This is a genomic window from bacterium 336/3 (assembly GCA_001281695.1).
Taxonomy (GTDB): domain Bacteria; phylum Bacteroidota; class Bacteroidia; order Cytophagales; family Thermonemataceae; genus Raineya.
Window position 1 is genome coordinate 27,182 of record LJIE01000005.1, and the last position, 24,255, is coordinate 51,436.

13 protein-coding genes are annotated in these 24,255 nt (G+C 30.9%); 12 read left to right on the forward strand and 1 reads right to left on the reverse strand.

Annotation, left to right across the window (positions count from 1 at the left end; all coding sequences use genetic code 11):
- Window position 1: 1 nt before the first annotated feature.
- Entirely contained in the window at window positions 2-1,063 is a 1,062-nt protein-coding gene (locus AD998_21255; GenBank protein ID KOY84395.1) for a 3-beta hydroxysteroid dehydrogenase, read from the reverse strand.
- 368 nt (window positions 1,064-1,431) lie between these two features.
- Here AD998_21255 and AD998_21260 point away from each other — a divergent pair, with 368 nt between their 5' ends.
- From AD998_21260 to AD998_21315, 12 genes are all read left to right on the forward strand, one after another.
- A complete protein-coding gene (locus AD998_21260; protein ID KOY84396.1) occupies window positions 1,432-2,205 on the forward strand; it encodes a hypothetical protein in 774 nt (257 codons plus the stop codon).
- Window positions 2,206-2,210: 5 nt separating this feature from the next.
- The gene (locus AD998_21265) at window positions 2,211-2,570 is read left to right on the forward strand and encodes a hypothetical protein (GenBank protein ID KOY84397.1); all 360 of its coding nucleotides are present in this window, start codon (window positions 2,211-2,213) and stop codon (window positions 2,568-2,570) included.
- A gap of 318 nt (window positions 2,571-2,888) precedes the next feature.
- A complete protein-coding gene (locus tag AD998_21270; GenBank protein ID KOY84398.1) occupies window positions 2,889-3,800 on the forward strand; it encodes a hypothetical protein in 912 nt (303 codons plus the stop codon).
- A 351-nt stretch (window positions 3,801-4,151) separates the two neighbouring features.
- Window positions 4,152-5,402, forward strand: coding sequence for a hypothetical protein (locus AD998_21275; protein KOY84399.1), 1,251 nt, complete (start codon window positions 4,152-4,154; stop codon window positions 5,400-5,402).
- On the forward strand, window positions 5,390-5,737 hold the full coding sequence (locus AD998_21280; protein ID KOY84400.1) for a hypothetical protein: 348 nt from the start codon (window positions 5,390-5,392) through the stop codon (window positions 5,735-5,737). Before AD998_21275 ends, AD998_21280 begins: the two co-directional genes overlap by 13 nt.
- A complete protein-coding gene (locus AD998_21285; protein KOY84401.1) occupies window positions 5,706-6,230 on the forward strand; it encodes a hypothetical protein in 525 nt (174 codons plus the stop codon). Before AD998_21280 ends, AD998_21285 begins: the two co-directional genes overlap by 32 nt.
- Window positions 6,208-7,356, forward strand: a complete 1,149-nt coding sequence (locus tag AD998_21290) for a hypothetical protein (protein ID KOY84402.1) — start codon at window positions 6,208-6,210, stop codon at window positions 7,354-7,356. The genes AD998_21285 and AD998_21290 overlap by 23 nt, the downstream gene beginning before the upstream one ends.
- A gap of 90 nt (window positions 7,357-7,446) precedes the next feature.
- Window positions 7,447-8,091, forward strand: coding sequence for a hypothetical protein (locus AD998_21295; protein KOY84403.1), 645 nt, complete (start codon window positions 7,447-7,449; stop codon window positions 8,089-8,091).
- A 5-nt stretch (window positions 8,092-8,096) separates the two neighbouring features.
- Complete coding sequence (locus AD998_21300) at window positions 8,097-13,193, forward strand: hypothetical protein (GenBank protein KOY84404.1); 5,097 nt, start codon at window positions 8,097-8,099, stop codon at window positions 13,191-13,193.
- A 27-nt stretch (window positions 13,194-13,220) separates the two neighbouring features.
- Window positions 13,221-15,959: a hypothetical protein gene (locus AD998_21305; protein ID KOY84405.1), complete on the forward strand. Its 2,739-nt coding sequence runs from the start codon at window positions 13,221-13,223 to the stop codon at window positions 15,957-15,959.
- Complete coding sequence (locus AD998_21310; GenBank protein ID KOY84406.1) at window positions 15,956-16,681, forward strand: hypothetical protein; 726 nt, start codon at window positions 15,956-15,958, stop codon at window positions 16,679-16,681. Before AD998_21305 ends, AD998_21310 begins: the two co-directional genes overlap by 4 nt.
- A gap of 6 nt (window positions 16,682-16,687) precedes the next feature.
- The coding region (locus AD998_21315) for a hypothetical protein (GenBank protein KOY84407.1) at window positions 16,688-24,255 on the forward strand (7,568 nt) is incomplete at its 3' end.

A 24,255-nucleotide genomic window follows, 5' to 3' on the forward strand; every position in this document is an offset into this window, starting at 1 on the left:
CTTAATTCAAAATGTTTTTTAAATCAGTTTCATTGGTTTTTATCCATTTAAAAATATCTTGAATAATATCTTGTACAGAGATAGAAGGTTTCCAACCTGATAACTTTTCTATTTTTTCATTATCAGTCAAATAAATTCTTAAATCTGCTACTCGGTTTTCAACTACTTTGGTTATATCAATCTTGTTTCCTGTTACTTCTTCACAAACTTTTGTGAGTTCTTGTAGGGAAATACTAGTTTCTAAACCACCACCTACATTAAAGGTTTCACCATTTACTTTATCAAAATGATGGATTTGCCAATCAAGTAAATGAAATAAATCTTGAATATGTAAAATATCTCTCACTTGTTTTCCTTCTCCACCATAACCAAAATAACCTAGTTTTCCTTTCCAAAAATGTCTTGCTACCCATAAAACTACTACTCCCTGATCAACTTTACCCATTTGCCAAGCTCCTGTAAGAACGCCACAACGGTTAATAACTGTTTGAAGTCCAGCTAATTCATTGTATTCTTGAATTAATAACTCAGAAGCTAGTTTAGTTGTTCCATAAAATGAACGACTGCCCTGAAGTGTAAAATCTTCTGTAATTCCTTTTGAAGAAACCCCTTTTAATATTTGACTATCTGACCATTTAAATCTTGTCGTATCTTCTGTAAAATGAACATTTTCAAGATGTTTGATAGGATAAACTCGACTAGTAGAAAGAAATATAAACTTAGCTTCATTTTTTTTTGCAAGTTCTAAACAGTTAACTGTTCCAAGTAAGTTATTATTAACGACTTGTTCTACTGGAGATGTAATGCCTGCTAAAACAGATGGTTCAGCAGAAGCATCTATAACTACATCAAAACCTTCTAATTCTACTAAATCTTCTTTATTACGAATATCACCATGTATAAAATGGATATTATAAGCTTTTAAACGAGGTAAATTGAGTTCTGAACCTCTACGTTTTAAATTATCAAGGCAAGTTATTTGATAATTGTTATATTTATTTTTGAAATAAATTGCAAGATTTGAACCTGCAAAGCCTGCCCCACCTGTAATCAGAACTTTCATAATTTATAATAGAATTTGGTTGGACAAAATAATATTAAATCTATTAAAATAACAAGTATTTACTAATATAATTAAACAATTATTTAGCTTTTTATAGTGATTTTTTTATAATAGTCTAATCATTTTTAAAACATAAAATTTTGTTAGTTAATATTTTAAATAATTAAAACATATTATTCATATTATATGTTATTTATGATTAAAAAATATTTGTCATACAATATGTTTTTATCATAAAATATGTCTAATATTGCTTTTGCATATAATATGTTATTTATGAATTACTCATATTATGTGTATTTATCATAAAGTTCATATAAAACATATTATACACATTTTACATAATTGTCATATCATACATAAAACTTATGGGCAAAGTCATTGCAATTACAAACTATAAAGGTGGTGTAGGAAAAACTACCTCAACTATTAATTTAGCTTATTTTCTTGCTAATGAACACAAAAAGAAAGTATTATTAATAGATTTTGACCCTCAGGCGAATCTATCGTATGGTTTTGGAATAGAAGATGATATTGAAAATAACATTTATTCTGTTCTTCGTAATGACTGCAAATTAGAAGAAGCTATTATTCACAAGTTCAACATGGATATTATTTCATCCACTCTTGATTTATCAGTAGCTGATGTAGAATTTAGTGGACGTACTATGCGTGAGTTTATTCTAAAAAAGCTATTAGCACCCATTAAAGATAATTATGATGTCATTCTTATTGACTGTCCTCCAAACTTGGGATTACTAACCATCAATGCAATTGTAGCATCAGATTATTATCTCATACCATTACAAGCAGAGTTTTTTGCATTAAAAGGGCTTACAAAACTTGTAGATGCAGTAAAAATGATAAAACAAGAAACAGAATGTAATATAGAACTCATAGGTGTATTCTTGACTCGTTATAACCCACGTAAAACACTTAGTAGAGATGTTCTTACACTTGTACAAGAAAATATGGGTAATAAGGTTTTTGAAACTTACATACGAGAAAACATAGCCCTTTCAGAAGCCCAAAGTTTAGGATTGCCTATTGCTGTTTATGACGAAGAAACTGAAAAACAAAATAATGGAACAGAAGATTATCAGAACCTTACCAAAGAATTATTGAACAAAGTTAAACTCTAGGAAATATGAATAAAGAAAAGAAAGGTTTTCTAGGAGCTCTTAAGAAAAATATATCATTCACAGATGAAGTACAAGAAAAAGAAGTTCCTCAAGAAAAAACTATAACCCATCAGTCTAAACAGGAAACTCTCAAAGAGACAAAAAAAGTAATTCCAAATGATGTTCAAAATAACTTGGAAGTTCGTACTACACTGGTTTTAGAAGCTTCTTTATTTGATCTTATGGAGAGAGAAGCCTATTGGGAAAGAACAACTCTTAAAGATGTTCTAAATGAAGCTTTAAAGGTTTATTTTAAAGAAAAAAATTATGACCCTATCCCAAATGGAAAGAGAGTTAATAAAAGAGGTAAAAAAAGAATTAAATAACTTTAAAAACGAAAGTCTTAAAAGAACCTAAAAAATAAAAGCAAAAAAATCATCACAATTTGTGTATTTGTTATATATTTATATATTTGAGAGAGCTTATAATATCTTAATATACAAATAGATATGAGGTCTAAAAACTACCTTTTATAAGTTAAAAACTACCTTTTATAAGTCTAAAAACTACCTTTTATAAGCTAAAAACTACCTTTTATAAGTTAAAAACTACCTTTTATAAGTCAATCGACTACCTTTTTTTGTAACAGTAGTTTTTATATGTATTTTTTTATTATATATTGCTCAAAAAATAACATCATTATCATGGCGAAAAACAATTCAGTTGAAATTAGGCAAAGTAATGCAATAACCACAGCAAGATATGATTACTCTGCTTGTCAGTTGGATATTATTTTCTATTTACTCTTTAAATTGAAAAAAGATGATGTTGGTACTCCTGAGCTTGAATATACTATTTATGTTCGTGATATTGAGAAAATTACAGGCAGAACATGGAACTATCAACAACTTCGAGAAGCTACTGAAGATTTAGGTAGAAAAATGTTTGAAGTAGAAGATAGCTATTCTTATAAACAAATTTGGACATTTCAGAAAGTAGAATACATCAAGGGAAAAGGTTGTTTAGAAATAAGTCTTTCAAATGCTATTATCCCATACCTTTTTGATTTAAAAAATAATTTTACTTCCTATCAATTACAATCAGCTTTAAAGGTTTCAAGTAAATATGCAAAACGTATTTATCAAATTTGCTCTCAGTGGAAAGATGTAGGAATGACAAAAACCTATGAAATTAGTGATTTAAAAGGAATCTTGGGACTCAAAGATCCTCATGGGAGAACTCCAGAACAGTTTGAGCGAATCAGTGCATTCAAGGCCAAAGTATTAGATATTGCAAAAACACAAATAAATCAAAATACAGATTTATCTATTGATTATGAATTAGTAAAACAAGGAAAAACATATAGTCATATTAAATTTTTTGTTGCCAAACAAGGTCTGAAACAAATACCCATAGATTTTGGTGGAGATGAGAAAAAGGGTAGAGCAAAGCAATTGTTAAATAAGTTAGGAATTGCAGATGAAAAGATAGTGGCTGAGATAGTGACTAATCATCTTGATAAATTTTTCAAATGGCATTATGATTACCAAACCAATAAAATTAAAGTCAAAACCAATCCTGCGGGTTTATTGCTAAAAACTTTAGGCTTGTTATGACTTATAAAAGGTAGTTTTTAGAATAATTTCCACTTATAAAAAGTAGTTTTTGGAAATGAAAACATATTATTATTGAGCCTAAATAATGACTATAATACCTATTTTGGACACTTCAACATCAAATATTATAAAGAAAAAGCCTTTTATGGGTTTGACTTATAAAAGGTAGTTTTTGGAGAATAAAAATAGGCTTTATGATGTTTAAATAATGATTTTAAGTCTTACTTTTAGACGTTTTAACATCAAATATTATGAGGAAAATGTTTCTTTATATATTAACTTATAAAAGGTAGTTTTTGGAGAATAAAAATAGCTTCTATTGTATCTAAAACAAATATTTTGATTTAAAAAATGTCTCTAAAAAAAATAAAAGCAGGAGTATTCAATTTAGTTTTAGTAATAAGTATTGTTATTACATTTTTAATAACATCATTGATTTTATTATTTTATTATCAAAATAGAGTATTACAAAAAAATAACCTTGAAAGGAAAGTCATCACAAATGCATTTTCAGGGATAGAATATACTTTAGGAACTTATGAAGATATAAAGTTTAATGACACTTTGTTTTTTAATTTATTAAAAGATGAAGAAGATACAACCACTATTATCAAAAGTACTTGGGGTTTATGGGATATTGTCTCTGTTACAGGACAAAAAAATACTTATAAACATACAATACATGCTCTTATAGGAAATATACTATCACCAGAAGATAAAAAAGTAGGTTTGTACATAATTGGAAATAATCCAGACGATTTTATTGGAATATCTGGTAATTTTCGTTTAAAAGGAGATTATTATACTCCCAAATTGGGATTAAAACCTGTAACCATAGAAGGAGAACTAATTAAGAATAGTCAGTATGCAAATGGTTCAAAATTTCAATCAGCAATAAAACTCCCACTTGCAGAAAGTTCTATTATAGAAAGATTGAAAGAAATAAAAGAAAAGAGATTCAAAAACACTGAAAATATAGTTTTGGAAGACTCTATAAATATTTCATTTGGAGAGAAGACAAAAATAATATATTTATCTAACAATATAACTCTCTCTAATAACATGAGAGGAAACTTAATTTTATATAGTAATGCTGATATAAATATATCTAAAAATGCGGAATTAGAAGATATTATAGTTGTTGGAAAAAATGTAAGAGTTGAAAAAGAGTTTAAAGGTAGAGTACAGATTTTTGCAACAGATAGTTTAATAATAGGAGAAAATGTAGTTTTAGAGTACCCTAGTACATTAAACTCCTTAGATGGAGAAAAATCTTATATAAAAATGAAAGAAGGAAGTTATTTACAAGGCATCATCTTGAGTTATCCATTAAACATTGAAAGCAAAAAAAACAGGATTTTATCCATTGACGAAAAAGTTAAAATACATGGTTATATTTATGCTGATGCTCAGGTTGAAATAAAAGGAGATTTAATAGGAGGGTTATTTTGTACAAGTGTTTTTTTGAAAACAGGAAGCAGCTTTTTTGAAAACGTTTTAAAAGATGTACAAATAGATGCTACAAATATCTCACCTTATTTCCTCATACCATCAATTCTCAATAAGAAAAATGAAAAGGCAATACTTCAATGGCTATATTAAAACTTAAAAAAATAAAAGGTTCTTCGTTAATAGAAATAGTTGTGGGGCTTGTCATCATTAGTTTAGTTTTTACCATGTCTGTGATGGTATATGTGAATCTAAGTACAGGAAAAACGAGTGCAACTAAAGTTATATACATTGCTTATTTGAAGGATTATATCGCAACAACAAAGAAAAACAAAGAATACTTCAATGAAAAATTAGAAATTGAAAAAGGGTATTTACAAAGAACTATTGAGGAAATTTCAAAAAATGTTATTTTACTTAAAATAGAAATTAGAAATTTAGAAAACAAGTTAATAGATGGCCATCAAGAGCTTATTTATCAAAGGTAAAGTAAAGGCTTTTACAATTATAGAGCTTTCTGTGGTAGCTTTACTAGGCAGTTTTTTACTATTTATAGCATATTTTGCTTTAGAGATAATAACAAAAAGATATTTTGTTTCTAAAAAACAACAGGATAAGTATGTAGAGTTAGACTATTTTCTACATAGAATAGAGAAAGATATACTATTATCCAATGAAACTTTATTTGATGGGTATAAAATTGTTTTTTTTTATGATAAAAGAGAAGCCAAACATACTTATGAGTTTGAAAAAGAGTACGTTTTATATGAACACCAAGGAAGTGTAGATACATTTCATATCAAATTAGAAAATATTGAATACTATTTTGATAAAAAAAATGTAAAAACAGGGATAATAGATGAAATGGAGGGTATTATACTTATGGATAAAGAAAAAATTCCTTTCCATTTTTTTAAAAAATATGATTATTTAAGACTTTTTCAAAACGAAGAAAATAATGAGTGGACTCAAAATAGATAAAAAAAATATCCATAAGCAACCACAAAATGAGGGTAATAAAACTGCTCAAATCATAGATTTTTTCAATAAAGATATATCATTTGGTAAAAAAACATTATCAAACAACTTTAAGGAAGGTTTTTATACAGAATTGGCTGTTTTGATTGGCTCTGGAGTTGATTTAAAAGCAAGTCTTGAGCTAATTGCTCAACAACAAACAAAAAAAAATCAAAAAGAAATAATACAGGATATTTTAAATAATTTAGTTACTGGTTCTAATTTTTCTAAGGCTATCCAACAAACAGAAAAATTTACCAGCTATGAATATCACAGTGTTAGAATTGGTGAAGAAACAGGGAAATTAGTAAGTGTTTTTTCTAATTTGGCTGAATTTTATGAAAAAAAGGTAAAACAAAGAAGGCAAATCTTGAAAGTTATTTCATACCCTTTAATGGTTATTTTAAGTTCTTTAGGAGCAATCATTTTTATGTTACAATTTGTTGTTCCAATGTTTAGAGATGTATTTAAACGTTTTGGAGGGGATTTGCCATACTTAACAAAAGTAGTTTTAGGTGTTTCAGATTGGGTTAAATCATATTTTTTGTTTTTTTTATTTTTTGTAATCATTTTAGTTTTTCTATTTAGATTTTTATTAAAGAATCCATTCTGGAAATATAAATGGCATCAATTTCAACTAAAAATACCAGTTATAGGAGAAACCATAAGACTTTTTCAACTTGCAACATTTGCAAATTCAATGGCAATGCTAATAGGAGCAAAAATACCTATTGTAAGAGCTATTGAACTTATGGAACAGATGATGACATTTATGCCTATCAATAAATCTTTAAAAGAAGTTGAAAATAAATTAATACAAGGTGAAACATTACACAAAAGTTTAGCGAATTATAAAATCTATGACAGCAGAATGTTGGCTCTGATAAAAGTTGGGGAAGAAGTAAATCAGTTAGAAAATTTTTTCTCAAAACTTTCAGACCAATATTCTCAAAAGTTAGATGTTAGAACATCAATATTAGGAACTTTATTAGAACCTTTTATTATCATATTTTTGGGAATAATCGTTGGAATTATTTTAGTAGCTATGTACTTGCCTCTTTTTGAATTAAGTACAACCATTGGAAGATGATTAATTAAATGTTAAATTTTAGATTTTTTCTTCAAAAAATTTGCAAAAAAAAAATCATGTGATTAGTTTTGTGTGCCTATGTATTAAACTATGAAAATTGAAAACTTTATATTAATAAAATCAAAATGCTTAATAGCAACAAATATTCTGCTATTAAGTCTTATATCCTGCCAATCAAATATTTCGTCTTTAGAAGATTACTCCAAATATATCTCCAATCCATCAAATGGCTTTTTTAAAGAAACCTCAATTTCAAACTTTGATATAAACATAAAATATCTACCAGAAACATACTGGGCTCTCAAGGAAAAAAATCAAAATATTGATAAAAATATAAATGAATTATCTAAAAAATATCAAAATTTTTTAATTTTTCAAGTTTCCATTAAACCTAAAGACAATTCTAAAGTTGTCTTAAAAGATTTCATTCATAGAAATGCTCTCCATCAAAAAGATTATATGGAACAAATATCCATTCTAAATTATCGAATGAGTGATTATTTTTCCATATCAAGTCAAAATAAAGTATTTAAAGCAATAGATGCCAAACTTGAAGATAACGCTTTTGATAAACAAATTAGTTTTTTAATAACATTTATAAGACCTAAGGAGATAACAAACTCTGAAAGTATCTCTTTTTTAATGACAGAAAATTTCTTCTTAAATAATACAGTAAAAGTAGATTTTTTACAAAAAGATATATTTAGTAATCCTAAAATAGAAATTAAACAATAATAATTATGCTAATAGCATTTATAAGAAAACCTAAAATTTTAAAGACATTTGTTAAAGTAGTATTGTTTACAATTGTTTTTGAAATATTAGCTCCCTCCGCTGCTTATGCTCTTACAAGTGGTCCAAGCCAACCAGAGTTCTCCAGCTTTGAACCAGTAAGTAGTAGCAACATGGTAAATGAATTTACGGGTGATTTTACTTACAATCTTCCTGTTTTAGAAGTACCAGGACCTCATGGTAGTGGCTATCCACTTTCTTTATCATACCATAGTGGTGTTTCTCCAGAAGAAGAAGCTTCTTGGGTGGGTTATGGCTGGACACTAAACCCTGGAGCTATTAATAGAAATACAAGAGGTTTGCCTGATGATTATAAAAACACTACTATAAAATATCACAATAGAATGCCTACCAATACTACAATTACTGCAAGTTTGGGTGGTAGTACAGAAATTTTTAGTGGTGATATTGGTGTAAATGCAAGTGTAGGTCTACGTTATAATAACTACAGAGGATTTGCAAGGACTGCGGGTTTGGGCTTAACTTTAGGCAAAGGATTTGTTTCTTTAGGGTTGAATGTAGCCTCAGACCAAGATGCTACATTTTCTGTTGCTATCAATCCAGCAGCTTTGTTAAATACAAATAAATTGAAAGAGAGATTAGTGGTTGAAATGGCAGATAAAATTGACAAAAAGTTTCCTGAATATGAACAACATGGCAAATGGATGAAAGCTTTGGGCAGGGTCACAAAGTTTGCTGGCCAAACAGCAAATAGTTTGACCAGCCAAACAATCAGTTTAGGAGGGAGTTTTGGATTAGTAACACATGCTTATGAAACAAGATCAGTTGCTACCCAAAAAATGATAGGCGTAGCAGTAAACGCTTCTATGGGTTTTGAAACCAATCCCAGTTTTTTGCCTGCGGGTTTTCAAGGACGTGTGATGGGAAGTTATACAGCTCAATACCCTGATAGAGAGAGAGAATTAGGAGGTTGTGGTTTCTTGTATGCAGGTAATGCTACAAATTACAGCATTTCAGACTATTATGTAGAAAAAGATAACCCTTATGAAAAACAAGATGTATTTTTAGGAATACCTTTCAATAATGCAGACAACTTCATGGTAACAGGTGAGGGAGTTGCAGGAGGTTTTAGAATGCATCATAAACAGATAGGAGAGTTTGGACCAAATGAAGAAACAAGTAATATAATTATTTCGAATATTGGTGTAGAAGTTGGAGTTGGAGGAAATATTGGAGGAGGATTAGATTTAGGTCTGGGTTACCAAAAGATGGAAGAAGAAGCATGGGGGAATAGAAACTATAAATTTTCAACTTTAGATGATAGAGAAACAATAGATGAACCCGTATTTTTTAAATTTACCAACGATTTGGCAGGTGAGTGGGATTTGGATGGAAATGATGATCCTATCAATGTAGGTTATACAGGTTCTGGCAATAATTATAATCCATCTTTGCCATTTGCGGGTAAAATAGAAATGAGAGAAAGAGGAAATACAGCTAAACGCAATAGCCGTTCTACCTATATTTCTTTTGGTATCAATAAAGAAATGTTGGCTTCAGGCTCAAATAACTTTTCTGCAAAAGCTATCAATAGAAGGTCAGACATTAGAGATATACAAAACAATAAAACTAATCCAGACATAAGTGATAGAATAGGGGAATTTGCGATACATAATCCAGGTGGTGAAAAATACATTTATGGGCTTCCTGTTTATTCCAGAAATGAGAAAAACCTGCAATATTATCCAAAAAGCTTTCCAAAAAATCTTCCAAATGATAATGATCGTAACCATTTAATATATGGCTCCAATAGTGTTGATAAGGATAAGGTAAAAATAGGAGAAGAAAGACCAGCTGCTTACCCCACAACCTATTTGCTCACAGAAATTACTACACCTGACTATATAGATAAAGGGTTTAATGGACCTGATGTAAATGATTATGGAGGATATACTGCATTCAATTATGATAGAAAATATGGAGGTAGTGGTGCTTGGTATCAGTGGAGAGCACCTTATTCAGGTTTTATGTTTGAAAGAGGTTCTCTTTCTGATAGAAAAGATGATAGAGCCTCATTCTCCTCTGGGGAAAAAGAAATATACTACTTGCAGTCTATTGAAACAAAAAGTCATGTGGCAATCTTTACAACAGGTGAGAGAACAGATGGATATAGTGCTGCACTAGGAGAAAGTGCTGAACAAAAGAATGCAAAAGGATCTGAAAAATTATCCTATTTAAAAAGGATAGATTTATACACAATTAAACAAGTAACAAAAATAGGAGGAAAGTGGCAAGTAAATGATAATGAAAAACCTATAAAAACTGTGCGATTCAAATATGCTAACTTTGATGTGAATCCTGACCCTAATAAACTTTTAGCAAAAGGACTTCCCAATACTTCTAGTAATAATCTTGGAAAACTTACTTTGGAAAAAGTTTGGTTTGAATATAATGGCATAGAAGAAACACAGATAAGCCCTTATACTTTTGAATATAAATATCCTAATTTCAATGATTATCCTGCAAAATATAGAGCGGGTGGAGTAGATGATGTAACCAAAAATTCAGAAGGTAAATCTTTCGCAGGTTTGTTGGAAAACCCTAATTATAGTGCTTTTGATACAGATGCTTGGGGAAATTATGAAATGGATGCTTATGAACAAGATAAAAGCCGTAAAGAAGACATGAAAGATTGGGTAAATCAAAATCCTCCTAATAATTTCGATCCTGCAGCATGGCATCTAAAAGTAATAAAACTACCATCAGGTGGACAAATACATATTCAGTATGAACAAAATGATTATATGTATGTCCAGAATGAGATTGCCCATACAATGGTGAGTGTATTGGATACAGGTCAACCTGACACCTTTATTCTCAATCTGAATGATTTTAATTTGACTAATCAAGAAAAAGAACAGTTAGTACAAATGATACAAAAGAAATACAAAGATGAGAGTATAACACCTCAGAAAGAAAGAATGTATTTTAAGTTTTTATATAAGCTTATGGGAAGTACAAATCCACAAATTGCTCATCAAAATGTTGATTTTATAGATGGTTATGTAAGATTAAAAGATGTTTATTTACAAAATAGTAATGTTATCTTGAAAATAGCAAATGAAAATGGTAAAAATCCCATTAAAAAACTATGCCAAGACTTTGCAAAATATGAGCGTTCAGGTATATTAAGCTTATCTCCTGCTAACGAAATGGATGAGTACACGAACCCACTAGATACTCAAACAGACGTTTTGGAAAAAATAAAATCCTTAGCAGCACAAATGGCTGTACCACAAAATATACTTACATGTATAAATTACAACCCTAATTTATCTTATTTTCGTATTCCAGTAGTTAAGAAAAAGAAAGGTGGTGGAATAAGAGTAAAAAGATTGCTTACTTTCGATAATACACTTAATCAGCCTGTTCTATATGGTAGCGAATATATCTATGAAATTTATGACCAAGATTTAGGTAGAGTTGTGAGTAGTGGTGTAGCTACAAATGAACCTGCATCTATTCGTGAAGAAAATATTTTAACAAAGAATATTCAGAGAAAATCTAAACCTTTCATACAAGAACTCATGGGTGGAAGAGATAGAGAGCAGTCTGAAGGACCAATAGGAGAAAGTATCATGCCTGGACCAAGTATAGGGTACTCTAGAATAATTGTAAAAAATATACATAGTGGCAAAAGCAATGCTGGCTTTTCAGAATCCTTATATTATACAGCCAAAGACTACCCTGTCATTGTAAAAATGTCAAATTTACAAACTCCCAGACCTTATTACAAAAATGGAAATTTTCCTCCATTTGTCATTAATATGGTAAATAATCTCTGGGCTGTACAAAATTTTAGTTTTATATTTAATAATATGCATGGACAAGTTAAACAAAAAACATCTTATGCTGGTGTTTATAGTAATGATTTGTCTAAGGCAAGTGTAATAGCTCGCCAAACATATGAATATTTCCAGCCAGGGGATAAAATACCAATGACAGATTCTAAAGAAGAAGCTTTGAGTAATATAACAACAATACCTAAATACCAACCAGGTAGAGAGGTTGATGTTACTTTGGCAAGCAAGGCAGTAAAAGAAAATATGGTAGATGGAAATAAAGAGGTTGATTTTACTGTAGGTGTCACTTCTCTTATACCTATCCCTTTCTTTGCCTTTATGCCTACGATTACCAAAACACAAGCTGAATTTCGTACTTATGCAACTTCTAAAATAGTACGATATCCTGCAATACTCAAAAAGACTGTAACATATCAAGATGGCATAGAACACACTTCTGAAAACTTAGTATTTGATAAAAATACAGGGCAACCAATAGTTGTTAAATCTTACGATGAGTTTAAGGGAGCTTACCAATCATACCAGACAATGGCTGCATGGGAATACAAAGGAATGGGTAGCAAAGCATTGAATGAGGGTAAAATTGTAAAACCTATTCAAGGAAATTTATTATTTGCTTTAGAAAGTGACAATAGTAAACTCTATTTGAAATTGACAGGAAATAAAGCCTGTGAATATATGTTGGATTTTTCTGAAGGAGATTTAGTAAACTTGGGAGAAGCCAATAGCAATAAACTCTATAATCTTGGAGAAGCAGATTTAGTAAATAATAGGTTTAGACTTTATAAGTCTAATATGCCTAATAGTGTACCTTTGGGTGCAAATGAAGGTATTAATAGAGTAGAAGTCATTAAAAGTGGTAGAACACACCAACTATCAGCAACAATAGGAGGTACTACTTATCATAGCAAAAGTGATACTTTTAAAGGATTAGATATCAATCCTGCTAATGGAACATCTCCATTTACAGCTCATTTACAGACCCAAATACAAGGCCTAAATAGTGTTGAGGGTAATTTTACACTCCCTGCTACTGAATACACAGGCATGAATATATCGGCTTATAATATTGGTAATAGTTGTGTAACAAACCAAGAAGATGCAAAAATACGCCAAGTAAAAATGGCTTACAGAAGGTATAATAATGGTGAAATAGAACTACAAATTATCAGTTTTGAGGTTTATTGTACTAATAGTGCTACTTGGTTAAAAATTGATTAATCTTTTATTTATTAGAATCTGATTAATATGAAAAGAATAGCTATAATTATATGTTTGTATTTTTCTATAAGTATAATTTCGAAAGGGCAAATAGTAGAAATACAAGTTACTAATACTCTCCAATCAGGAGAAGGGTCTTTTGCTAATGCTGTAAGTCAGGTTAATAGTTTCCCTGTAGCATCACCTCCAGTTCATATTATATTTAATATATCAGGTAATGGACCACATTATATAGATATTTCTAATCCTTATTATGTTACTTTTACTAAACCTGTAGTTATTGTTGGGCAATCTTCAGTAATTATTAGAGGGGGAATAGTTTTAAATTATTCAGGATCAACTATAAATGGATTAAATATAGATGGTACACCTATACCAAACCAAACATATTGGACATATTGGTCTCATTATGGTATAATGATTAATGCAAATGATATAGAAATTAAAAATTGTAAAATATCAAATATTTATGCTCAAAGTATATTTGGACCGTGTTTTGCAGCAGCTCCAGCAGGATCTAACCCTCCAATAGTTTCTGTTCCATGCTCTAATCCCCCTGATGGAGGTACAGGTATTTATATTGCAAATACTGTATTGAGAGCAAAAATTAAAAATAATACTATAACAAATTGCCAAAAGAATGGAATTGAAATAAATACTCCTTCTCCATCATTAATTGAAGGTATAATAGAAATAACAGGTAATCATATATACAATAACGCTAATAACCCCTATTTTTTTACAATACCACATCCTAACTCAGGAGGAATTAGAGGTGCAAATATTTATCCAACTTATTCTTTCAATAATATAATTAAGAATAATGGGTTGCTAAGTGAGCATACACAATGGAGTGGTATGGGTGGAACGGCATCCATAAGTAATATCACTAAATCTGGGGATACTTATACAGTAACGGGTACTAAACCTGTTTTTGATCCATATACTGGTTTTCAATCATCTGTACAAATATTTAAGATTGATAACCCATCCGAAAATGTTACTAATAGATATAGTGTAAGTGGGGTATTAGGAGGAAGTCCTGTGACAGTAGGTAACACATGGTCAGTACAAGTTCCAAGTTACTTGTTAGATCCAATAGTTAATTTTTCAGACAACACAATTTATTTAACTACAATATCAACGATAAGTATGTTGTGGTCTAATGTTCCTTATGCTCTATATTCTTCAAGTTATTCAACTAAATTTAAGTTTTGTGTTGATAATGGATTATATCCAACAGTCTATATCAATGGAAATCAAACTCATCCAAAAGCAGGTGAAGAAGTAAACTTCACACCAACAGTAATTAATGGTTTAAGTAATTTGGTGTATCAATGGGAAGTTATTAATTCTGAAAATAATGTAGTTGCAACTTCTAATCAATCAATTTTTAATTATAGTTTCCCTTTTGCTGGAGCAACATACACTGTAAAACTTACTTTGAATTCAATAGATGGGTGTGGAAATGTTAAACAAAGTATAGCAATATACACAATTACTACACAACCTCCTATATGTAGTGGCCGATATATAGGTATTAATCCTGCTAGTGATATTGGTGTTGTAAAAAACGGCTCAACAGGAGCAATCTTATTTTCTTATCCTCTTGTAAACTGTAATGCTAGTATTCCTTTTGACTGTATAGGTGAAAAGGCTACCATAAAATATGATTCAATTGTTTCTGCAAGTGCAAGCCAACTGACTACCAACTGGGGTGAACCCACTCAAGAAATAACTTATAATCCTTTTGAAGCTGGGCATAGAGGTAGATGGTTTGCCCAAAGAGCCTATACATTCAATACTCCTTTAAACGCTAAAAATGCCAATGGTACAGACATGCCTAATTATGAGTCAGGAACTTTCAGTTATATACCATTTAACTGGCAATCTAAAAGCCGTTATCGTCCAACTAAATGGTTAGCACCTACAGAAGTAGAAATATACTCCCCTAATGGAGAAGTTTTGCAAGAAAGAAATATGTTAGGTATAAGAAGTTGTGCAAAATTTGGTTATAATGGTAATTTAGCATACTTAGTAGCAAAGAATGCTTCATTACAAGAAGTACTATTTGAAAGCTTCGAGAATACCTATACAAATGGCTCAGTAACAACACTTGAGGACAACCTATTGTCAAATATTATTATTGTCCCTAATTTAACTAATCCAGAAGAAGTAGCTCATTCAGGGAGGAGTTCTGCTTTAATGAGTGGAAGTACTTACACCCTTGAATTTAATAATCCAGAAGCAAATGGCTTAAAAATGACTGAACACATACAAAACAAGGGTGTGTTAGTGAAATTTTGGGTAAAATCAACTGAATTACTGAATAATGAGAGTAGTAATACTAAGTATATATCAGTAAGAGTCTTAAATAAAAGTAATGCTGTGATAACAAATAAGCGTGTTAATGTGGTAGCTCAAACAGGGGAATGGCGTTTATGTGAGGCTAACTTTGTCTCATCAGAACTTTCACAAATTCTTTTAAAAGATTCTTTCAAGATAAGTTTAGAAAAAAGCGTTGGATTCTCATCTCAAATATTTATTGATGACATTGCTGTACAACCCCTTGATTCTGAGATTGCAAGTTATGTATACGACCCTAAAACTTTGAGATTATTAGCTTCTTTAGATTCTCAACACTTTGGTATGTATTATCAATATAACTATGAAGGAAAGTTAGTAAGAAAGTTAGTTGAAACGGAGAGAGGTATTAAAACAATTCAAGAAACACAATACAATACTCCCAAAGAGGCGAGACCATGAAATTGATAAAATATATCATCATAGCATATTTGACTTTAGGTTTGGAAGGAATTTCTTGGGCACAAGATGATTGTTTAAATTTATTAAAACAATCACACCAAAAAGCATTAGATGAACTAAATAATAATGAAGAAATAGCTTTTACATTAAGAGTAACTAATCATTATCAAACTCCAGACTCAAAAAATATTTCTCAAAACACAGAGCAATCTAATGTGGTTGTAAAAGGTAAAAAATTGCATTATAATACTCCAGATATTGAGTTAATACAAGATGAAAAAAAAATTGTGGTTGTATTCAAAAATGAGAAAAGAATATATATATATAATCAGAATAAAAAAATTGTAAATGGAATTTCTGGTTTAGCATTGCAAACAGAGCTACTAAAAAATGCTCAATTAAAAGAATGTGTGAATGTTTTAGAACTAGGTAAGAAACTGAAAAAAGTAACTTTGAAAGTACCATCAAATTATGTTCAAAAATCTATGATTAATGAGATGGTTATTTGGATAGATGAAACAAGCCAAGAAATGATAAAATCTAGTAGTATATATGACTCAAAAAGTCCTATAAAAAAAATAGATTTAGAAATTATAAAAAAAGAAAAAGTAACTGGAAAATCTATTATTGATGACTTTACACAAAGTAAAATCATTAATAAATATCCAAATTTTACAGTAATAGAAGAAGACAAAAAAAATACTAAAAATATTTATCGTTAGCGGAATATGAAAAAAGTTCATGGCTATTTCAGTTTATTATTATTAATGATTTTGGCTTTTAGTTTTGAAGCTAAAAGTCAGATAGTAGGCAATACTCAAGTTTGTTCTGGTGGGCAAGGTGAGGTATATAACTTTACAAGTGGAATATTAGGCACCAATTACCAATGGTCTGTTACTCCTGCTGCTGCTGCTACTGGTACACAAATCACAGTTGACCCTTCTGATAGAAGAAGGGCTTTAATTGTTTGGAATACTGCTGTTGGTTCTGGTAGTGTAACAGCAACAATACGTATCAGAATAGGTACTGGTATAACAAATGTTGCAATATTAAATCCTATAACAGGACCTGGTTCTGCACCAACAGTACAAGGAGATAATGTTATCAATGGGCCTACTAATCCTTGTGTGGGTGGTATTGTAGAGTATTCCTTTGCAGGAACAATACAGGCCTGGGAACTTTTAAATTGGTCTAGTACCTCAAATGGTATTACTAACTCAATTGTATTACAAAATGTAGATATTATACAAAGAAAAGCCACGTTTTTGATAAATGACTCACAGGGTGGGTCTGTTATAGTAAGAAAAACAAATAGTTGTGGGCAATCTTCACAAATTGTAAAAGCAATAAGTCCTATTAACATTCCTACGATTAGTAATGTAGAAGGACCTTCTGTTGTTTGTATTAATACACAAGCTACATATAATGTAAATAATATAGCTAATACTTCATATCAGTGGACAGTTCCTTCAGGTGTTTCAATAGTAAGTGGAGCAGGGACTAATCAAATTACAGTACAAGTTAATAATTTTACAACTGGACAGATTAAAGTTCGAGCAAGTAATGCCTGTGGACAGAGTGCAGAAATAGTAAAAAATGTTTCTGTAAAGGCTCCCCTTACATCTGCAATGAATTTGCCCTTGAACCTAGGTACAACCTACTTAGGTGTAAAATCTTGTACACCCCAAACAACATGTCCAGAACTCACGCTTAGAAACCTGAGACTAAATATATTATTTGACTTTTTAGCAAGAAGTAACACCTATGATTGGGGTAAACAAAGCATTAGTGCTTCTGTAAAGTTAAAAATTACACCCTACACATCACAAGGTGCTTTACCATCTCTTACTACTACACTACAAATTAATAATAGCAATACATCTCAGTTGTTTACACAACCTTATAATATAACTGTTTATGATTTGGACTACTTTCAAGTAGAAATAGTTGAAATAACAAATGGAAGTGTGGCCTCTCAAGATGTGAGACTACAAGTAAGTTATGAAGAAGATAGAATTTATAATCCTACAGTTGCTAATATAACTTTAACACCATTAACTGTTAATAATACTAATTTCGAACAAATATTCCAATGGCAAAGTACTTGTTATCGTTTTCCATTATACGAATTAGAGATTGTCAAAGATCCTAATGTTAGCCCAAACTGGAAAAATGCTCTTAGAATACAACTAGATGGTAAGAAGTTTTTTGATCAGCAAAATGGGGATAATAATATTTATAAATATCGCCTTGTTCTTGCAGAAGGTACAGGGAATTATCATTGGAGAATTAGAGCTATTGGAAATGTTGATCCTAATGGAGAAATTGCTAATCCTGTCAATTTGGGGATGTGGAGTACCTCTCAAAGTTTTTATTATATTCAACCACAAGGAAATTATAACTGGATATATAGCCGTGTATTCAGTGAAGGAAGTAGATTAGCAGAAACTATGAGTTTTGCAAATGGACTTTTGCAAACACAACAACAACAAAATAGACTTCAATCAAATAATAGAATAATAGGTTCACAAACTTATCAAGACTATCTTGGGCGAAATGTTTTGAGTACATTGCCTATGCCAATGTATAATAAAAGCTTATTTGGTTATGAATCGAGTTGGTTAAAAAATAATTCCAATCAAAATTATTCAGTATCTGATTTCGATGAAGATTTAAAACTGAAAGACCCATCGATTCTTATTCAATCAGGGGGTGATTACTATGGTGGAGTAGACTTGGGAGATGGAAGTAATAAAGGTGTTGCAAGTGCAGAAGGTTATCCTTATAGTCGTACTTTATTAGGACCTGATGGAAGACCTATTGAGCAATCTGGTGTTGGGAAAACTCATCGTTTGAGTTCAACTAATGATGGTGGTAAAACAGTAAGAACATACTACAGCAGTGTTGCTGATGCTGAGCTACAAAGAGTCTTTGGAAAAGAGGCTCCTCCTGCAAAAAATGCTCGTAAGATTATAACCATTGACCAAAATGGTGTTGCATCAGTACAATATCAAACTAAAGATGGCAAAACAATAGCCACAGCTTTGTCTGCAAGTACTCAAAGCCCAACTTTAGATGCTATAGGTTCTAGTTCACCACAAACTATAACAGAAACTATAACAGAAAAGGTTCTTATCAATGGCTTCAATAGTGTTAGCTCAAAATTAATAACCTTTGAACAACCTGAAAATAGCTTTAACTATAGCTATAAAATGACCCCTAAAGCTTTAAATCAAATTTGTGGAACACTACAAATTTGCAAGACTTGTGGTTATAATATAGTCATAGAATTAAAAAGTGTAACCAACCCAACAGGGTTTCCACCAAGAATTTTAGTAAATGAGAAAATAAATCCTGCTGCTGCTTGCCAAGGTTTATCGTCTTTAATAAACCTAACATCTGTTGTTGTTAATGAGATACCTGCAGGTACTTATACAATAGAAAAAAGAGTGATTAGCAATGTTTCTTATGATGTGAATGGAAATTTGCAAAATGCACCTATACAAGATGCTTTAGAGTCACTTAAAAATCACTATAATAGTTATCTTAAAGATAACAATAATCCAAGTCCTATATGGCAACAGATAATGATTTATTTGAACGCTAAAGACTTGCAAGGACTATATAATTATTTAGATACCACTATAGGGCTTATAGAGGTAGGTCAATCTTACCAAGTACCTATTGGATGTGATAATACATTAATATCAATCCCTAAATTAAACTTGAGTCAAATATGTAATCAAACACCATGTTCTAAGCTCGATGTAAGTGAAGCAGCTTCGGAATATATAACTTATCTAAACTTAGAACTTGGTAACTTGGGTTTATCATTAAACCAAATTGTAGATACACATAACCAAGGTGATATTCAGTCTATGCTTGTATCACTATTAAACAACAATCCAACTCCACCTCAAGGGGCATATATATGTTCAAATGTTTGGAATGCTTGGCAACAACAAGTAGGAAGATTAGCTTGGATAAAAGAACAAGCTGCTTTAGAAAATAAAGCAATGTTAGTGTGGATGAAAGAAAATAATCAGGAATTTCTACCAGCATTCTTTAATTCTATTAAAAGAATAACAACAAATGGAGAGATATATGGAACAGATAAAATAGGTTGTACTGTAGCACCACAAACTCTCAATAAAAATGAATTTTATAAAATCTTTCATGTAACAAGTACAAGTATTGATGCTTTTGTTCGATGTGTAAAAATATATAATTCTAGTACCAACAATCTAACTGTTCAAGCGGATTTCCAATTATTGCTTCCAGAAGTGAGAAACAATGTCTATCATTGTTATATAGCAAACCAAAATGCTGTAATAAATGGAGTTCCAGTTACATACCAAGAGATTATAGCACAAACAGAAGCCACTTGTATGGCTGCTTGTGATTTGAGAAGAGAAGAACTCATTAGTAAAATTAGGGCTTATGTAATTGCCAATAGCTTATCTATAGATGATTGTGAAATCAATGAAATGGCTGATAATTGGGTAGCCCAGTGCAAACAAAATTGTGATATAAATTATACTGTTAATGGTGATGGCAGTATCACTGTGAATAACCAAACTGCTGTAACAGCTTGGTATGAAAAACTAATGCTTCATAATTTAGATGTAAATGTACCTAATATTGGTGCAAGTTGTCCCACAGATACTCAAAACCCTTGGATTACAATTTCAGGGCAAAACTCTGTAACTTCTGGTATATTATGGAATGGTAGAACAAGACCTACTGGCACTTCTGTTGAGGGTTCATCTAAAAAAATATTATTTAATAAAGAAAAAACATTTGTTTATTCTTTGTCAGGGCAGTTTTTGTCTAAACATGCAACAAATCTAGCTAATGAGCCGGTATCAGCAACACAATCTCCAAACGCTATTATTAATCTATACGACCATTTCAATATAGACACACATGGATATTATTTTATTGATTTTACTATTGATACAAATAATGATATTTATATTATAGCCTCTTACATGGAAGGTAATACTGGAAAATTCAAATTAAGAGTAAAAAAATATAGTTCTAACTTAGTGACCGTGGGGCAAGATTATTCTTTAGAGTATGATAGCACTAATCCTCAAACTAATCCCTATAATAACCAATTTAGAGCTCAAGGGATAGCACATGACAAAATTTCTAATAATATCTTTATATTATTTAAAAACTTTATTAATGGTAATGAAACTGAACCTCAAACAGAGATTCATGAATTACCATCTAATAATTTGAGTGGAGGAGCTCCTTGGAAAACTTTTGTTGCTCCAGAGATTGCAAATAGTCACGGAGAATTATCCCTTCATATAGACGATTCAGAATATAGAACGATATATATAGCAGCTAAAAATAACAAGATATTAGGTATAAATAAAGATACAAAAGTTATTATTTGGAATAATATAGAGATAGCAGATGTACAAGACTTTAAAGTAAACAAAGGAAAAGCTTATGTACTTAATACAAAAATTGTAAATAGTTTACAGGAAAGTTATGTTACTACCTATTCAAATACTGGTTTTTTGATGAATACAGTTAATCTTAAAGGCTTAACAAGTAATATTGCAGTTGGAAAAACAAAAGTGTATGCCATAAGTAATTTGAGTGGAACGTCTGCTTTCTTTCAAACATTATCATTAGATGGTATAGACCAAGGATTTGCAACTATGACAAACCTTGTACCAGGAACACTCCATGATTTTATTGCAGAAGAAAAAGATAATATCAATGATAGCAAAATTTATATTTTAGGTGATAATTCAAACTCTGGCAGTAATGGTGTTGATGAATATTACAATGCTAAATATACCATGCCCAGATGTGGTTCTAGAAATCTTTGTTATCGTTGGTTAGAACCTCCAACAGTCATTAACCCTCCAGGAGATTTGGGAAGCTATGATCCAGAACCCGTAGATTGTAACTCTGCTAATACAGAGTGGGTATATGGAAACATAAATAATCAATTGCAAGATTGGATTAATTCTCAGCTTTCTACAGCCGAAACAAATATGAATACTCAATGTAATGTAGCTAATTTAGAAGAAGAATTTAAAATCTCGTATTCTATTGGTTATTACCATTATACACTATATTATTACGACCGTTCAGGCAATCTAATTCGCACTGTGCCACCAGCTGGTGTTGATATTATAACACCTAGTCCAACAGGAACACCAAACCACAGAATGGTAACCTACTATTATTACAATAGTTTGGGTAAACTTATAAGCCAAAATACACCAGATGGCGGAGAAACAAAATTCTGGTATAACGCCATCAGTCAAATAACACACTCCCAGAACGCTAAACAGGTTCTTACTTCAGATTATTCGCATACAGACTATGACGAATTAGGAAGAACAACAGAAGTATATGAAGCAAAACTGAATAAAACAACAGATAAAAAACATATCACCAAAACAGTTTATAGTAACTCATATAGTGATGGCTTATATCTGAATGGCTCTACCCAACGCTATTTGCGTAATAGAGTGAGTTACAGTTTTACAGATGCTGATGGTAATTTGAATAGTTTAGAAGACCAAGTAACAACTTATTACAGCTACGACCCCCATGGAAATGTAGAATGGATGGGGCAAAAACAAGACTTTTTGGGTAAATCTTTTGTGAAATATAATTATGATCTTATTAGTGGTAAGGTATTGAAAGTAATCTATAATGAGGGCAAACCAGACCAATTTATGCATCGTTATGATTATGATGATGAGAATAGAATTGTAAAAGCTGAAACTTCCAGAGATGGTTATTTATGGGATACAGATGCCGCATATAGCTATTATTTACATGGTCCTCTGAAACGTACAGAATTGGGTAATAACAAGGTACAAGGGCTTGACTATACCTATACCATACATGGTTGGATAAAAGCGATGAATCACCCTACTCTGGATGCAACTAAAGACCCTTCTAATGATGGTAATGGCTTAGTAGGTATTTACAAAACTGCTAAAGATGCCTATGGGATGTCTTTAGGGTATTATCAGGGGGATTATAAAAATGCGACATCTTCTAATGTTCCATCATCTTTAGATGCTTCACAAGTGTTTAATGTGCAACCACTTATGAATGGTAGTACAGCAAGAAACTTATACAATGGAAATATTAGTACTTGGGTACAGCGTTCAAGAGTGAATAGTAGTATTAACTCTGCTGCTATTGGTTCTACTTCTTATTTGGGTGATATGACTGCTGATGCATTTAGTTATGATTTGCTAAATCGTATTACATCCAGCAAAATGAATATCTTTAATGACCAAACTTCTTCTTGGAGTGTTACTACTGATTATTCTACCAATTATAGTTATGATGGTAATGGAAACCTTTTGAAACTTAGTCGTAGAGCCAATGGAAATATATTAATGGACACTTTAACTTACAATTATAACTTGGTTGGAGGAAAAATTGTCAATAATAAACTAAAAAGTGTTGATGATGCTGTGAACACAGCGTCTATTGCTACTGATATAGAAGACCAAACAACAGAAAATAATTATGTATATGATGCCATAGGCAATTTGGTAAGTGATGCACAAGAAGGTAGTGCTGTAACTTGGAATCCTTATGGTAAAGTGCAAAAGGTTGTAAAAAACTCTACTACTATAGAGTACATTTATGATGCCTCTGGAAATCGTGTACGTAAAAAAGTAACAAATGATAATACTGTATTAAGTAAAACTACTTATTATGTACGTGATGCACAAGGTAACCATTTAAGTACTTACGAAAAAGAAGATACTTCTCCTATTAATTATACCTTTAACCTTACAGAAAGAATGTTATATGGTTCTGATAGATTGGGTATGGATAAGACTGTGGTGGATATTAAGAATCAAAATGAGGGACCTTCTACACCAATCAATTATATACCTCCTGGTGCAGAATGGATTACAAGCGTTGAGACAAGAACAACTTATGTGGGTAATTCTTATTGGCTAAAACAAGACCAAGGGCAGTTAGAGTTATTACCTAATTTTGATGTAGATGTAAATAATGCCCCTAATGGATTCTTTATAGATTTTGCAACAGAAGACCAAATGAGTGTTTCCTCTGGGGTGGTTGCGACTAGTAAAATAGGACAAAAACAATATGAACTTAAAGACCATTTAGGTAATGTGAGAGTGGTAGTAACAGATGTGAAATTATTTACTTCTATAGGTGCTAATAACACTCCACAAGGTTTTGAAGCAGAGATAAATCATATCTCACATTACTATCCCTTTGGTATGGAACAACCTAATAGACAATATACTAATAGTGAGGCGTA